Here is a 15,507-nt window from a genome sequence, read left to right as displayed (position 1 = left end):
AGAGAGCGAGCGAGAGCGCGAGAGAGCGCGAGAGCGCGAGAGAGCGAGAGAGCGAGAGAGCGAGTGAGCGAGAGAGCGCGAGAGAGCGCGAGAGCGCGACCGTCTCGGGCATGCCGGGCGATCCCGTCACCACGATCGCGTTCGGTCGCGACTCATCGGGGCGAGGCGCGCAGCGCGAGCCCGATCAATCGGCTCCACGATGCCCGAAGGGCGAGTCAGCACGCGTCCCCCCACCACACCGAGCTGCGTTCACCTCCGCGCGCGGCCGAAGCCTTGCCAGCCGGGGCGCGGGGAGGGGGCCCGCGCGCAGTTGCTGCTCGACCCGCTCCTTCGTCGCGTGTCGAGCATTGCGCTCACGCCCGGCCGCCGCTTCGCGTCGTCCGTGCTTCGCGTCCGCAGCGCCGACCAGTCTCGGCGAGGCCCGCGAATGCGAGCGAGCAAAGCGCGGAGCGCTGCGCGAGCGAGAGCCCCGGCCATCGACCATCACACCGCGCAGCAGGTCGGATCGCGAGGACTGGCCGAGCACCGGCCCCCTCCCCGCGCCCCACACCGAAGCCTCACCCCGCGCGGAGATCAGCGAAGTCGACCAGCGAGCGCTTCGAGCCGTCCGCGCTCCGCCGGATCGCGAACCCGAGAGATCGCCCGTCGCACACCGGCCTGCGCCTCGAGCCCGTAGATCCGCACCACGAGCTCGCTCGCCCGGGCCGTCAGCGACTCGGTCCGCACCGCGCGCAGCAGGTTCTCGAGGATCGCCGGATCGCCCCGCACGCTCTCGTCGACGCCCACCGCGCGCTCGTACTGATCCATCGCCGGCGAGAGCCAGCCGCGCGCCGCGTACGCGTGCCCGAGCACGAGCCGACCGCGCACGTCGCCGGGGCGGTCGTTGCGATATCGCTGCAGCGAGCGGATGTCGCCCGCGCCGATCGGACGGCCGCGCTCGATGCGCGCATCGACGCGCGAGAGCACCGCCGGCAGCCGACCCCGCAGCGGATTGCGCGCCGGCGGTCGCGGGCCGACGCGCACCGGCGCGACGAACGGCGCTTCGACCTCGGGCGCGACCTCGCCCTCGTCCTCGTCGCCGACCAGCGCCTCGGTGTCCTCGTCGCCCGCTGCGACCGGATCGTCGCCCGGCGTCGCCTCGGCCACTGCGACCGCCGCCGACGGCGGCGCCGCGGTCGTGCCCGGGCCCTCGCTGCGCGCGGGCGGCGCGACCGGCGGCGGGCTCGCTCGGGTCGTGTCGGTCGCGTCGGCGACCGGCTCGGTCGTCGCGCGCCGCGCAGCCCACGCGATGCCCGCGATCGTCATCAGGAACACGAGCGCCGCGATCCCGGCGCGCATGCCCATCGCGCGCGCACGCTCGGCCGCGGTCGGGCTCGGCGGCGGACGCTCGCTCGCCGCCGCAGCCGCCGAGATCGGCGTCGGCCGCGCAGGGCGCGTCGCGTCGTGCCGCGCGTCGTGACCACCGACGCCGCCGCGCACCAGTGGCTCGTAGGGCAGCGCGTCGATCGCATCGATCATCGCGCGCGCATCGGGGAAGCGATCGTCGGGCGACTTCGCGAGCGCGCGCACCAGGAGCTCCTCGAGCTCGGGCCGCACCACCGCGCCAGGGAGCGCCTCGGCGAGCGTCGGAGGCTGCATCACGAGATGCGCGCGCAGCAGCTCCGCGGGCTCCTCGAACGTGAAGGGACGACGGCCCGCGATCAGCTCGAAGAGGATGAGGCCCGCCGCGTAGAGATCGGAGCGCGCATCGGCGCGCCGCGCGCCCGCGGCCATCTGCTCGGGCGGCATGTACGCGGGCGTTCCCACGACGAGCCCGCTGCGCGTGAGGTCGCCGCCGGGATCGTCGCCGACGAACTTCGCGAGCCCGAAGTCGAGCACCGTGACGTGATCGCGTCCGTCGGGGAGCTGCCGCACGATCACGTTCGCGGGCTTCAGATCGCGATGCACCACGTCGCGCTCGTGCGCGTAGGCGAGGCTCGCGAGGATCTGACGCACGATGGAGAGCGCGCGCTCCGGGGGCAGCGGCTCGCCGACGATCTTCGCGAGCTCGGTGCCCTCCACCAGCTCCATGACGAGGAAGGGCATGCCGCCCTCCACGCCGTAGTCGGTGATCGTCACGACGTTCGGATGCGAGAGCGACGAGAGCGCCTTCACCTCGCGCTCGAAGCGCGCGCGCAGCTGCGGGATGCCGCGTAGATCGTCGCGCAGCACCTTCACCGCGACGTTGCGCGCGAGCTTGAGGTGCTGCGCGCGGTAGACGGTGCCCAACCCGCCTTCGCCGAGACGCTGCTCGACGCGGTATCGCTGCTCCAGCACCCGACCGACGAACGAGTCGGCGGGAGACACGAGCGGAGCTTCGGACGGGGCAGGGCGCGACATCGAGCCCCCCAATCATCGGAAGACTAAGGCGCGAGCGCAACGCGAACCTGCTTGCGCACCCTCCAAGGCCCCACACGGGCTCAGGGCATCGCGATCCCCCGCACCCGCGCCACCACCGCGTCGAGCGCCGGCCCGATGGTGTCCGCGGCGATGCGATCGGTCACGGGTTGCCCCAGATCCCGCAGCATCTCGTCGTACTGGCCGGCCGCGTCGGCGTCGGTGTTCGTGCGATAGAGGACCAGCAGCAGCGTGCCGTCCGCCAAGAGCCGCGAGCGCACGGTGGGCCACGTCGCGGCGGTGGGGATGGTCGTGTAGGGCGAGTGCAGCGCGGTCGACGTCGGGCTCGGCCCGTTGTGGCTCGACGCGTCGGTGTAGATCACGACCACGCGCCGCGCGCCGCCCCGCCAGCAGCCGCCGGCGGTGCGCCCGCTCGAGCACACGAGCGGGATCGCCGACGCCGGCGTCGTGCCGCCGGCGAGGATCGAGAGCGCCTCGATGCCGCTCTCCGGCAGGTCGTTCCCGCCGCGCTGCGGGACCGCGGCGAACGCGCCGTCGACCTCGCTGCGCGTGCGCGTCGGCTGCACGCCGCCCTCGAACGGATGATCGCCCGCGCTGCCGTACGAGTCGATCGGGAAGTCCGCGTACCACGCGACGCCGACCGCGACGTCGTCCATCGCGAGCAGCGGCGCCACCAGGCGCGTGCCGAACGTCGTGACGTTGTCGCGCACGTAGGTCGCGTGCGAGCCGGTCACGTCGAGCAGCACCATCACGTCGACCGGCACCGTGCTGCGGCACGCGTCGAGCGGGGTGTACGCGCACGACGCCGTGCACTGCACGCGCTGCGTCTGCATCGGCGGGCAGAGCGCGCCGCTCCGCGTGATCGTCCCGGGCGCGCACACGCCCTCGCCGGCGCAGGTGCCGCTGCCGTCCCACTGGCACGAGGCGGTGCAGCGCGCGGTGCGGGTGCCGCAGTTGCCGCAGGCGACGGGGCCGGTCGTGCCGGGCATGCACACGCCCTCGTCCTCGCAGGCGCCGTACTCCCAGACGCGCTCCGCCGTGCAGAAGCGCTCGCGCGTCCCGCACATGCCGCAGGCGACCTGCTCGATGGTGCCGGGCGTCGTGCACCCGTCCGCCGAGCACTCGCTCGCGGGCTCGAACGTGCACGCGTCGCTGCACAGGAATTCGCGGGTCTGGGGCGCGGGGCAGGTCTCGCCGCTGCGCGTCCGCGCGCCGGGCGCGCACTCGCCCTCGTCGGTGCACGCGCCGGTGCGCTCCCAGACGCACGCGGTGGTGCAGCGCGCGGCCTGCCGGCCGCAGTTGCCGCACGCGACCTGGTCGATGGTGCCGGGCGCGCAGACGCCCTCGTCCTCGCACTCCGCGTACTCCCAGACCCGCGCCGCCGTGCAGAAGCGCGAGACGGTGCCGCAGTTGCCGCACGGGACGCTCTCGACCGTGCCGGGTGAGTCGCAGCTCGCGGGCGGGCCGGCGTCGACGTCGGGCGACGACGCGTCCTCGTCCGGGGCGCTCGCGTCGTCGCCGGGCGTCACCCCGGCGTCCTGGTCGGGCGCGATCGACGCGTCGACGTCGTCCTCGCCGCCGTCGCCCGCTGGGTGGGACTCTCCGCACCCCGCCGCGATCGCCGCGAGCACCATCGCGATCCCGCGCCACGCATCCCGCCTCATCCGCACCTCCGCCCGTCGGCCGCCCTCGGCGGAGGATTCTACTCGGCCCGACCGCGACCCTTCCTCACCCCGAGACGCGGCCGGCCCAACGGGTGTAGACATCGCCGGCGCCCCTTGCTATCAGGCGGCCCCGCCGAGGGTGGGCGCGCGGGATAGGGAAGCGCTCGACCCGACATCTCGCCCAGCGGTGTCATTGCCTCGTCCGGAGCGCGCTCCGGGCGTTCGGAGACCCAGGAGTCCTCATGTCCAGCCGTCTGCACTCGCTTCTCGCTCGCGTGTCAGCCGCCGCTGCCTCGCTGGCGGCCTTCGCGGCGCCGAGCATCGCGCTCGCCCAGGAGACCAGCCACGCCGCAGGCGGCGAGGCCAGCCTCCGCCTGCCCGACTTCTCGACCGTCACGATGCTCGGCGTCGACGGCCGCACGCTCCTGATGAGCGGCCTCGCGGTGTGCGCGCTCGGTCTCGCGTTCGGCTTCGTGATCTTCAACCAGCTGAAGGCGATGCCGGTCCACAAGACCATGCTCGACATCAGCGAGCTGATCTACGAGACGTGCAAGACGTACCTGGTCACCCAGGGCCGCTTCATCATGATCCTGTTCGCCTTCATCGGCGCGATCATGGTCGTGTACTACGGCGTGTTCGCCTTCGCGCACCTGCCCGCGGGCGAGCGCTGGCTGCGCGTCGGGATGATCCTCGTGTTCGCGCTGATCGGCGTCGCCGGCAGCTACGGCGTCGCGTGGTACGGCATCCGCGTCAACACGTTCGCGAACTCGCGCACCGCGTTCGCGTCGCTCCAGGGCAAGGGCCACCCGGTCTACGCGATCCCGCTCAAGGCCGGCATGAGCATCGGCATGATGCTCATCTCGGTCGAGCTGATGATGATGCTCCTCATCCTGGTCTTCGTGCCGGGTGAGTTCGCGGGCCCCTGCTTCGTCGGCTTCGCCATCGGCGAGTCGCTCGGCGCGTCGGCGCTCCGCATCGCGGGCGGCATCTTCACGAAGATCGCCGACATCGGCTCGGACCTCATGAAGATCGTCTTCAAGATCAAGGAAGACGACGCGCGTAACCCCGGCGTCATCGCGGACTGCACGGGCGACAACGCGGGTGACTCGGTCGGTCCGAGCGCCGACGGCTTCGAGACCTACGGCGTGACCGGCGTCGCGCTCATCTCGTTCATCCTCCTCGTGCTCACGAGCCCGGAGGCCGCCGAGGCGCAGAAGATGCTGCTCGTGTGGCTCTTCATGATCCGCGTCGTGATGGTCGTGGCGAGCGCGGGCTCGTACCTCGTGAACGAGGCGATCGCGAAGAGCCGCTACGGCAACCTCGGCAAGTTCAACTTCGAGCACCCGCTCACGGTCCTCGTGTGGCTCACGTCGATCGTCTCGATCATCGCGACGTTCGCGGTCAGCTCGGCGCTGATCCCCGAGCTCGGCGGCGCGTCGAGCGCGTGGTGGAAGCTCTCGGTGATCGTCAGCTGCGGCACGCTCGCGGGCGCGATCATCCCCGAGCTCATCAAGGTGTTCACCTCGGTCGACTCGGGCCACGTGCGCGAGGTCGTGACCGCGTCGAAGGAAGGCGGCGCGTCGCTGAACGTCCTCGCCGGCCTCACCGCGGGCAACTTCAGCGCGTACTGGATGGGCATCGTGTTCGTCGCGCTGATGGGCGTCGCGTACGGCGTGACGATGCTGGACGCGGGCACGAGCGAGGCGCTCGGCGCGATCATCCGCTTCCAGACCGAGGCCGGCTGGGTCGACGTCTCGCCGATCTTCGCGTTCGGCCTCGTGGCGTTCGGCTTCCTGGGCATGGGCCCGGTCACGATCGCGGTCGACAGCTACGGCCCGGTCACGGACAACGCGCAGTCGGTGTACGAGCTCTCGCTCATCGAGAACGTCCCGAACGTCAAGGAAGAGATCAAGAAGGACTTCAAGTTCGACGCGAACTTCGAGGTCGCGAAGGAGCTCCTCGAGGAGAACGACGGCGCGGGCAACACGTTCAAGGCGACCGCGAAGCCGGTGCTCATCGGCACCGCGGTGGTCGGCGCGACGACGATGATCTTCTCGATCATCGTGCTGCTCACGGGCCTTCGCCCCGAGCTGCTGACGCAGCTCTCGCTGATGCACCCGCCCTTCCTGCTCGGCATGCTCGCGGGCGGCTCGGTGATCTTCTGGTTCACCGGCGCGTCGACGCAGGCGGTCTCGACCGGTGCGTACCGCGCGGTCGAGTTCATCAAGGCGAACATCAAGCTCGAGGGCGTCGAGAAGGCGTCGATCGAGGACTCGAAGAAGGTCGTCGAGATCTGCACGGTCTACGCGCAGAAGGGGATGTTCAACATCTTCCTCACGGTCTTCTTCTCGACGCTCGCGTTCGCGTTCCTCGAGTCGTACTTCTTCATCGGGTACCTCGTCGCGATCGCGCTCTTCGGTCTCTTCCAGGCGCTCTTCCTCGCGAACGCGGGTGGCGCGTGGGACAACGCGAAGAAGGTCGTCGAGACCGAGCTCAAGGCGAAGGGCACGGACCTCCACGCGGCGTGCGTCGTCGGCGACACCGTGGGTGATCCCTTCAAGGACACCTCGTCGGTCGCGATGAACCCGGTGATCAAGTTCACCACGCTGTTCGGCCTGCTCGCGGTCGAGCTCGCGGAGATCCTCCAGGGCAGCATCGAGAACGGCGCGACGATGCGCGTCGTCATCGCGGCGGTGCTCTTCGCGATCAGCGCGTTCTTCGTGTACCGCTCGTTCTACGGCATGCGCATCGCGGCGGTCGAGGGCGAGAGCCACGCGAAGACCGCGGCCGCGCCGGCCGAGTGAGCTGAGCGAACGGACGAGAGAAGCGGGCGTCGAGCGAAGAGCTCGGCGCCCGTTTCGCGTTTCAGCGCGACCATGCGTCGAGGAGCGCGCGCGCCGAGTCGGGCAGCGTCGCGTAGAGGGGATCGCTCGAGAGCGGGGGAGCGGCGACCGCCGCGATCGCGAGCACGCGGTTCAGCGGATCGACGGCCGGGTCGGCGGCGAGCGTGCGGAGACGCGCGACGAGGTCTCCACCGAGATCGGCCACGACGCGCCGGACCTCGCTCAGCGAGAGCACGCGTCGATGGCCGGTCAGCTCGATGCTCAGCCCGAGCACGAGGCGCGCTGCGTCGACGCCGAGCATGGCGAGGAGCCGCCCATGCCTGCGCGGGGGCGACGACGGAGGCGAGAACCAGCGGCGGATCGTGTGCGTCCAACCTTCGACGGCCCACCCCGTTCGCCCCGCCTGCGCGGCCGCGAGCGCGCGCATGAACGCGATCTGCCGCGGGCGCGGACTCAGCATCTCCAACCCGCAGACGAAGACGCGACGAGGCGGACGGAGGCGCAGCACGTCGAGGTGCGGCGCGAGATAGGGCAGCTGGTCGGCGTCGAGGTCGAGATCCCACGCGTCGTCGGGGATCCTGGACAGGGGATCTTGGCGGGCGCGCTCGAATTCTGGCGTGATCACGACCAGCGCGGGCGCGTCCGACGTCTCGGCTTCGTCGGGCTCGGCGACGAGCGGACCCTCGAACGCGAGCAACGTGCGCGCGTACGCGACGTCGTCGAGCAGGGCGTCGGGGAGCGCGCTCGGCTCGTCTGCGGGCTCCTGTCCCGCGAGCGCACGCGGCCACGCGCACGGGAACGAGTCGCAGAGCGTTCCGTCGTACGAAGCCTCGCCGGTGATCCCGACGAGCTCCCATCCCTCGCTCGTGCGCCGCGCGAACGCGACCTCCCAGTGCCCCGCGTGCGCGACCTGCCCGAGCGTGATCGCCCGACCGAGCGATGCGCGTGTCGCCTCGAACACTTCGGGCGCTGGCCAAGTGACGTCGGCCGGTGCGCTCGGTGGGCGCTCCCAGCGAGGCGTGCTCGGTGGTGAGGGCGCGCCGGTCGTGATCGGCGCCGGCGCGTCGTGCGACGCGGCGATGCAGCTCGAGGTCGAGAGCGCGATCACCGAGATCAGCGAGATGTGTGGAGAGCGAGACCCGAGCACGGGTCGAAGACATCCGGGCGCGCGCCGGAGCTTCCGCGTCCTACGTCACACGCCGCTCATCAGGGGATCGCCCTCGAGCACGAAGACCTGCTCGCGCACCGGCTGGTAGCCGCATCCGCAGCAGCTTCCGCCGTCCCCGGGCAGGTGGACGCGCATCGGGATCGTGCGCTCGCCGACGTGCACCACGAGGCCGTGCGTGCCGCCGCCGAGCTGCGGAGAGGTGCACGTCACGGTGCTCGGCGCGTCGGCCGCGATGCACGCGAAGCCGGCGACCGAGACGCTCGATGCGTCGTGCGTCTCGTCGAGGTGCACGTCGATCGTGATCGGCGGCGGGCACGGGAGGCAGGCGCACGCGCCACAAGCGGAGAGCCCGAGCGCGGCTGGGATCGCGAGCAGGACGAAGCGCATCCGCCGACGCTACCACGCGGGTCTTCGCGCGATGTCGATTGGTCGAAAGTGAGAAGTCCCACTTTCAACTATTTACGCGAGCCATCCCGCGCCAGCATCGTCGCGGTGCACCAGGGGGGTCTCGATGCATCGCCGCACCATCGCTTCGCTCGTTGCGCTGACCGGTCTCTCGCTCGCTGCGTGCAGCAGCGACGAAGGCACCGAAGGAACCGACGCCGGCTCGATCACGAGCGGCACCGACTCGGGCGCTCCACGGCCGGCGGCCGACTCCGGTGCGCCGCTCGTCGAGGACGCCGGCACGCCGCCCGAGGGCGAAGGCTCGCTCATGGGCGTGGTGACGCGCTCGGCGATGCCGATGGCCGGAGGACGCGGCCACCTCTACATCGCGATCTTCGATCGCGACCCGGTGCTCGATCGCGACGGCGCGACCGTCGTCGCGAACGGCCTCGTGATGGACGCCGACATGAGCGCGAGCGGCGCGCGCATCGTGTACTCGGTCCTCGGCATCCCGCCGCGCGCCGAGCCCTACTACGTCGTCGCGTTCCTCGACGACAACGGCAACGCCGACACCAGCGATCCCCGCCGCGCCGGTCCCGATCGCGGCGACCTCGTGAGCCTGATGGGCCTGAGCTCTCCGCAGGTGACGGTGTCGAGCGCGACCGTCGTCGCGCGCGACATCGATCTCAACGCGAGCCTGCCGTTCTGATCCGAGAGGGGACGATCATGAACAAGACGATCGCGATCCTGGTGTGGGCCCTCGGTGCGGTGAGCTGCGGCGGCGAAGAGCCTGCGAGCTGCCCCGAGCGCGGGCTCGAGCCCGATGGGCCGTACCTCGGCTACGACCGCTGCAGCGACGTGCGCTATCCCGACTTCACGAGCCGCGAGGCGCGCTGGGACGGCAGCTATCCCGAGGGCTGCGAGGGCGTCTCCGGCGCCGACGCGTTCGGCTGCGCGGAGCAGATCTTCTGGCAGGTCTTCCAGTTCGATCACGAGCGGCGCGCCGAGGGCTACGACCAGCTCGTCGCGCTCGTCGAGCGCATCGAGGCCGAGGACGATCCGGAGCTCGATCGCCATCAGCGCGCGCGCCTGCACTGGCGGCTCGGTCAGCTCGGGGTCGCGATCGTCGCGGAGAACGGCGTGCTCATGGCGGGGATCCACGTCGAGCAGCACATCCGCGACGCGCTCGAGCACGAGCCCGAGAACACGATCCTCCAGGGCTGGCTGAAGACCGTGCAGATCAACCAGCGCGTGCTGCTCGGTCAGCGCGTCGAGCCCGAGCTGCTCGACGAGCTGTGGGCGCTCTACGAGCGCGATCCCGGCGGCACCGCGGGCACCGTGATGGCGGTCGCGGCGGCGATGCCTCGCGAGTCGGGCTGGCCCGACATCGCGGTCGAGATCGTCGACGGAATCGCGGAGGGCATCTCGTGCGAGCCGTGGTGCGGATGGACCTTCCATCGGGCGCCCTACACGTTCGCGGGGCAGGAGCTCTCGTACGCCGAGGTCTACGCGCGGGTCGGCGATCGCGAGCGCGCACGGGTGCACCTCGAGCGCGCGCTCGCGGCGAGGCACGCCGACACCTGGGCGCAGCGCATCGAGGTCGAGGCGTTGCTCGCCGATCTCGACGCTTGGATCGCCCGCTTCGAGGAGCGCGGCGACACGATGCCGGTGAGCGATCTGATGCTCACCGGGAGCCGCGCCGCGTGCACGAGCTGCCACGCGCCGCTGCGGTGATCGCTCACTCGTGGTTCGCGCCGATCGCCTCGCGCAGATCGTCGTCGAGCGCGTCGGGCTCGACCTCGATCCGCCCGTGCTCGATCGAGCTCACGGCGGTCGCGGGCACCACGAACGCGCCCGCGCCCGGCACGTCGATCACGAGCAGCTCGCGGCGCACGTCGAGCACGGTGCCGAGCGGCTCCGCGCGACCTCGCGCGTGGATCGCCTGACCGACCTCGACCGTCACCTCGGCCGCCGGGCCGCGGCTCGCGTCGCGCTCCTTCAGCGCCTTCTGCAGGAGCTTCGGGAGCTTCACGACCTCGTCGTTCTTCCCGACGCGCGCGTCGAAGAGGGGGCGCACCTCGTCGGGCGCGCCGTCCTCGGGCTCGAGCGCGATCAGCACCAGCTCCTCGAGCTCGGGCCGGCTGCGCATCGCGAGCGCGAGCTCGACCGCGTCCTCCTGCTCGAGATCGATCACCACCGCGTCGGGATCGCTCGCGTCGTCGAGCGCGTCCATCGCCGATCCGAACGCGCGCACCTCGAGGCCCACGCGCTCGATCAGCATCGCGATCGCGCTGCGCACGCGCTCCGGGCCCGCGATGAGCCACACCACCGAGCGCTTCCGCTGCTGGCTCTCGCGCTGTCGCTTCGTCGAGCTCTTCGCTGCGCGCGCCGCGCTCAGCGCGCTCGCGGGCGAGCTCTTCTCCGCGAGCACGCGCCGCACCTCGGCCTCGACGCGCACCGGATCGACGGGCTTCGCGAGCACCGCGTCGCAGGGCGGCACCACCTGCAATCCGTCGTGCGCCTGACCGGTCACCGCGATCACCGGCACGTGTGCGGTGCGCGGGTCCGCCTTGATCCGCAGCGTCGCCTCGATGCCGTCCATCTTGGGCATCCCGATGTCCATCAGGATCACGTCGGGCGGGCGCTCGGCGGCGCGCGCGACGGCGTCTTCTCCGTCGACCGCTTCCTCGGTCTCGAAGCCGCGCGCGGCGAGGTGGCCGGAGAGCAGGTCGCGGGCATCCGCGAAGTCGTCGACGACGAGGACTCGGGCCATGTCAGACGCGCCACCAACTAGCCCCCGAGGCGCTCTGCCACAACCGGTCATGGTGGCGGCCCATCTGCGTTCTTCACGCTGTGACTCGGGCTGCGGTACGCTCCGGTCGTGGCGGAGCCCAACGATCTCGTGATCGTCGAGGCCGATGGCTCGGTGCGGGTCCCCGGGCGCGGCGCGGATCGGCGGTTGCGCGACCGTGCCGGACGTTATCGGCTGGTGGTCGACGCGACGGGGCTGATCGTCCTTCGCGCCGAGAAGAGCGACGGTGCCGCGCAGCCGCGCGTGCTGATGGCGGGCGAGATCGTCTCGCGCACGTCGATCCTCGAGCTCGTGAACATCATCGCGAGCGCGAGCTGGCGCGGCGACATGCACATCTTCGGTCCCGACGCGCACCGCGTGCTCTCGATCGATCAGGCCGCGCTCAAGAGCGCGACCAGCACCCACCCCGACGATCGCCTCGGGCAGGTGCTCTATCGCAACGGGATCCTCAGCAAGCAGCAGCTCGACGAGATCCTCGCCGAGGTCGATCCCGAGCGGCGCTTCGGACAGATCGTCGTCGACAAGGGCGCGATCTCGCAGGAGCAGCTCTTCGAGCAGCTGCAGAAGCAGGTCGAGCAGATCTTCTTCGCGTCCCTCCTGATCCGCGAGGGGCACTACGTGTTCGTCCAGCCCGACGACGGGGCGGAGGCGCCGGTGCATCCGGTGCACCTGCCGGTGCAGGCGCTGCTCATGGAGGGCGTCCAGCGCATCGACGAGATGGCGCTCTTCCGCGAGCGCATCCCGCACGACGAGCTCGTGCCCGAGGTGCAGCCACGCGTGAGCGTGCACTCGCTCGAGGAGAAGGCGCAGACCGTCCTCGCGTGGGCCGACGGCAACCGCACCATCGAGGACATCGCGCGCGAGACCGGTCTCGGGCAGTTCATGACGGTGAAGGCGCTCTACGGCCTCCTCCAGCAGAACCTCGTCGTGCTGCGGCCGAAGAAGTCGGTCGACTCGACCGCGGTGCGCAAGGTCGTGTCGCAGTTCAACGACGTGCTCCGCGACATCTTCATGGCCGTCGCGACGTACGGCGGGATGGACCAGACGCGCAGCACGCTCGAGGCGTGGATCGTGGGCAGCGGCTACGGGCCGATCTTCGGCGAGCACGTCGAGGAGGACGGCAGCATCGATCCCGCGGTGGTCGCGCGCGCGCTCGCCGACATCAAGGTGGACAACCCGATGGAGGGCCTCCACCAGGCGCTGCACGAGCTCGCGGCGTTCGCGCTCTTCGCGGCGACGACCTCGCTGCCGCGCGATCAGGAGCTGATGCTCTCGCGCGACGTGACGACGCGGCTCAAGCGCATCCGGATGTGAGCGGCGCGAGCGTATACCGCGGGTATACGAAAACGCGCGACGACGGCTAGCCGCGCGAGCCGCTCGGGCTGCACGCTGAGGACCTTCAAGGAGTCGTCCTCGCATGCGTCACGCGATCTCGATCTCGATGCTCGTCTCGGTGCTCCTCGCGCTCTCGGGCTGTGGTGGTGACGAAGGCGCGAACGCCGACACCGACGCCGGTGGGGGCGTCGACGCGGGCTCGGGCGACGTGGATTCCGGCCCGACCGAGGAGGACACCGACAGCGGTGCCGACGAGCCCGACGCCGGGCCGCCGCCGGTCGACGCGGGCCCTGCCGCAGACGTCGAGTGGCTGATCGAGCCCGAAGCGCTCGAGATCGATCGCGACATCGGCCTCGACTACGCGTACCGCTATTCGTACACGGTCGACGGCGATCCGTTCGTATACACGCTCGACCTCGAGCGCTGCGTGAACATCGCAGGCGAGGACCCCTCGTGCTGGACCGATTCGCTCTCGAACGTGCCCGGTGAGGGCGGCGTGCGCTGGGGCATCGATCCGTCGCAGTACGCGATCGGCGAGAACAGCTACTCGTTCCGGCTCGTGGTGAGGCGCGGCGACGAGATCGTCGACGAGGACTTCATCCAGCTCGACGTGACCGTGACCGACTGCACGTCGTGCGTCGGGACCGAGCCGCCCGCGGAGTGATCGTCGCTCACGCGTCGTCGCGCGGTGCCCCCGCGCGACGCGCGAGCACGAGATCGAGCACCGGGTCGAACCCGTCGACCACGCGGAGGCACGCGATCGCGCGACCGGAGTGCGATGCGAGCTCCGCGAGGCGCGCGCCGTAGACGAGATCACTGCCCCACACGACCGCGGTCACGCTCGAGGGCAGGCGCGACAGGCGCCAGAAGAGCTCCTCGGCCGCGACCGCGGGCACGTCGGACGCGTCGGTGATCACGACCACGGGCGGGGTCGCGAGCGCGCGATCGATCGCCGCCCCGCTCGCCGCGGCGCGCGCGTGGATGCGCTCCGGCCCGAGCGCCGCGGCGAGGCGCATCGCGAGCCCGCCGCGCCCCGCGAGAACGAGCACCGGGACCGGCGCGTCGAGCACCGGGAGATCGTGGGTCTCCTCCTCGACCCACACGTCGGGGATCTCGGAGAGGTCGACGGGGATCGTGTGCTCCTCCGTGGGCGCCGACGCCGTCGCGAGCACGTCTTCGAGCGCGATCATCACGCGCTTCGCGTGCGCGTCGCCGAGCCGCGCGCGCAGCGCGTCGCGCAGAGGGACTGCGACGAAGGACTCGATCTCCTCGATCTCCGAGGGCACGCGCTGCCCCCACTCCGCGAGCGCATCGAGCAGGACACGCGCGGCGTCTCGCGACGGGAGGGTCGCCTCCAGCGTCTCGCGGATCTTTCCGAGGATCGCGGGCTCGCTCACGCCGCGATCTGTCTCACGAGAGGGACGCGGCGGCAACGATACAATCCGGCGGGTCAGCCTCGGGTCTCGCTCGCGTTCGTCTCGGCGAGCTCGGAGATCGTGCGGTCCGCGCTCGACGTCGACGCAGCGGCGCGACGCGCGACGAGGAGCGCCTGGATCGGCGCGTCGCTCTCCTCCCACGGCAGATCGGGTGTGCCGGGCGCGCGCTCGAGCGCATCGAGCACGGTCGACGCGCGCAGCGTCGCGGGATCGGGCACCAGCGCGTAGCGACGATCGGTGCGCTCCAGGCTGGCGCGGACCAGGCCGTGTGCCGCGAGCTCGTCGAGGACGCTGCGAAGCGGGCGGAGCCCGACGCCGAGCTCGCCCGCGAGCACGCGCAGCGCGACCCCGCTGCTGCGCGCGCCCGCGCCGCGCTGGGCGAGCGCGATCACCGCGCGCACCGCGAGCGCTTGCCGCTCGGCGTGATCGCGCAGCGTGCCGCGCGCGAGCTGTCGCAACGTCGGTGCGTCCTGGTGCGCTGCGACGATCTGCGCGCCGAGCAGCACGATCACCCACGACACCTGGATCGAGAAGAGCAGGATCGGGAACGCGCCGAAGCCCGAGTAGATCGCGTTGTATCGAGCGAGGCCGACCTGGAAGCGGATGTGCGCGAGCTGGATGCCGTACCAGCCGATCGCGGCGAGCGCGGCGCCGAGGAGCGCGGATCCGCGTCGCACCGAGGCGTCGGGGAGCTCGAGGTAGAGCACGAAGAGCGCGAGCATCACCGCGAGCGGCGGAAGCACCGAGAGCAGCACCTCGCGCACGAACGGGAACGGGATGACGTGCACGACGACGCGGCTCGCGAGCGTCTGGTGCGAGAGCACGGCGCTGGTCATCGCGTAGGTGAGGCCGATCGGCGCGGTGATCGCGACGACGAGCATCGCGCGCACCCGGCGCAGGAACGGGCGCGGCGGGCCGCGGTGCTGGAACACGTGCTCGAACGCCTCCTCGACGCCGAGCAGCACGCGCACGAGGGCCCACACCAGCACGACGAGACCGGCGATCCCGAGCCCCGCGACGTGCGTCGATCGCACCAGCACGAAGAGCCCGTCGAGCGTCGAGCGCAGGCCGCGCACGCCTTGGGGGAGGGTGGGATCGTCGGCGTCGCCGAGGGTCTGGCCGAGGAAGGGCTCGAGCGTGTCGTGGATGAGGAGATCGGTCGCGCCGAGGACGTCGGCGATCGCGAACGCGAGCGCGGCCGCGGGGACGATCGCGAGGATGGTCGCGAACGCGAGGGACGCGGCGCGGATCTGGAGGCGCTCGCGGAAGAAGCCGCGCGTCGTGAGCCACGCGAGGCGCAGCGCCAGCACGAGCCATCGGCGCGGCGGAGACAGCGTGGTCTCGTCGATCTCGAAGAGGGCGCGGCTCAGGTACGCGACGCCGCGCTCGAGCGGCGCGGGCAGCGGGGCCACCGTGAGCCAGGACCGCCGGTCGTCGGGCATGCGCGAGCGGGCAGGGTAACGCGGCG

Annotated in this window: 12 protein-coding genes; 5 read left to right on the top strand and 7 right to left on the bottom strand. The window is 71.6% G+C overall.

What is annotated here, in order from left to right; genetic code table 11:
* Nucleotides 1-573: 573 nt before the first annotated feature.
* Both I5071_RS17210 and I5071_RS17205 read right to left on the bottom strand, forming a co-directional pair.
* Nucleotides 574-2,379 carry a serine/threonine-protein kinase gene (locus tag I5071_RS17210; protein ID WP_236606558.1) on the bottom strand — a complete coding sequence of 602 codons (1,806 nt, stop codon included), beginning with the start codon at nt 2,377-2,379 and terminating at the stop codon, nt 574-576.
* An 80-nt stretch (nt 2,380-2,459) separates the two neighbouring features.
* The gene (locus I5071_RS17205) at nt 2,460-4,061 is read right to left on the bottom strand and encodes a hypothetical protein (RefSeq protein ID WP_236606557.1); all 1,602 of its coding nucleotides are present in this window, start codon (nt 4,059-4,061) and stop codon (nt 2,460-2,462) included.
* Nucleotides 4,062-4,303: 242 nt separating this feature from the next.
* Here I5071_RS17205 and I5071_RS17200 point away from each other — a divergent pair, with 242 nt between their 5' ends.
* Nucleotides 4,304-6,865 carry a sodium-translocating pyrophosphatase gene (locus I5071_RS17200; RefSeq protein ID WP_236606556.1) on the top strand — a complete coding sequence of 854 codons (2,562 nt, stop codon included), beginning with the start codon at nt 4,304-4,306 and terminating at the stop codon, nt 6,863-6,865.
* Nucleotides 6,866-6,926: 61 nt separating this feature from the next.
* Here I5071_RS17200 and I5071_RS17195 read toward each other — a convergent pair whose 3' ends face one another.
* Complete coding sequence (locus I5071_RS17195; protein WP_236606555.1) at nt 6,927-8,012, bottom strand: hypothetical protein; 1,086 nt, start codon at nt 8,010-8,012, stop codon at nt 6,927-6,929.
* An 84-nt stretch (nt 8,013-8,096) separates the two neighbouring features.
* The gene (locus I5071_RS17190; RefSeq protein ID WP_236606554.1) at nt 8,097-8,459 is read right to left on the bottom strand and encodes a hypothetical protein; all 363 of its coding nucleotides are present in this window, start codon (nt 8,457-8,459) and stop codon (nt 8,097-8,099) included.
* Between the two features lie 124 nt (nt 8,460-8,583).
* Here I5071_RS17190 and I5071_RS17185 point away from each other — a divergent pair, with 124 nt between their 5' ends.
* Together I5071_RS17185 and I5071_RS17180 are read left to right on the top strand one after the other, a co-directional pair.
* The gene (locus I5071_RS17185) at nt 8,584-9,165 is read left to right on the top strand and encodes a hypothetical protein (RefSeq protein ID WP_236606553.1); all 582 of its coding nucleotides are present in this window, start codon (nt 8,584-8,586) and stop codon (nt 9,163-9,165) included.
* A gap of 17 nt (nt 9,166-9,182) precedes the next feature.
* Entirely contained in the window at nt 9,183-10,190 is a 1,008-nt protein-coding gene (locus I5071_RS17180; RefSeq protein WP_236606552.1) for a hypothetical protein, read from the top strand.
* Nucleotides 10,191-10,194: 4 nt separating this feature from the next.
* Here the strand turns inward: I5071_RS17180 and I5071_RS17175 are convergent, their stop codons facing one another.
* Complete coding sequence (locus I5071_RS17175) at nt 10,195-11,229, bottom strand: response regulator (RefSeq protein WP_236606551.1); 1,035 nt, start codon at nt 11,227-11,229, stop codon at nt 10,195-10,197.
* A gap of 108 nt (nt 11,230-11,337) precedes the next feature.
* Here I5071_RS17175 and I5071_RS17170 point away from each other — a divergent pair, with 108 nt between their 5' ends.
* A complete protein-coding gene (locus tag I5071_RS17170; protein WP_236606550.1) occupies nt 11,338-12,582 on the top strand; it encodes a DUF4388 domain-containing protein in 1,245 nt (414 codons plus the stop codon).
* Between the two features lie 103 nt (nt 12,583-12,685).
* Nucleotides 12,686-13,267, top strand: coding sequence for a hypothetical protein (locus tag I5071_RS17165; protein WP_236606549.1), 582 nt, complete (start codon nt 12,686-12,688; stop codon nt 13,265-13,267).
* A gap of 7 nt (nt 13,268-13,274) precedes the next feature.
* Here I5071_RS17165 and I5071_RS17160 read toward each other — a convergent pair whose 3' ends face one another.
* Nucleotides 13,275-14,000: a hypothetical protein gene (locus I5071_RS17160; protein WP_236606548.1), complete on the bottom strand. Its 726-nt coding sequence runs from the start codon at nt 13,998-14,000 to the stop codon at nt 13,275-13,277.
* Nucleotides 14,001-14,053: 53 nt separating this feature from the next.
* Entirely contained in the window at nt 14,054-15,451 is a 1,398-nt protein-coding gene (locus tag I5071_RS17155) for a YihY/virulence factor BrkB family protein (RefSeq protein WP_236606547.1), read from the bottom strand.
* Nucleotides 15,452-15,507 lie beyond the last annotated feature (56 nt).

The sequence above is a fragment of the Sandaracinus amylolyticus genome (assembly GCF_021631985.1).
GTDB classification, from domain to species: Bacteria; Myxococcota_A; Polyangia; order Polyangiales; family Sandaracinaceae; genus Sandaracinus; species Sandaracinus amylolyticus_A.
Note: the sequence above shows the minus strand (reverse complement) of the source record. Positions and strands in the feature narration are given on the sequence as shown.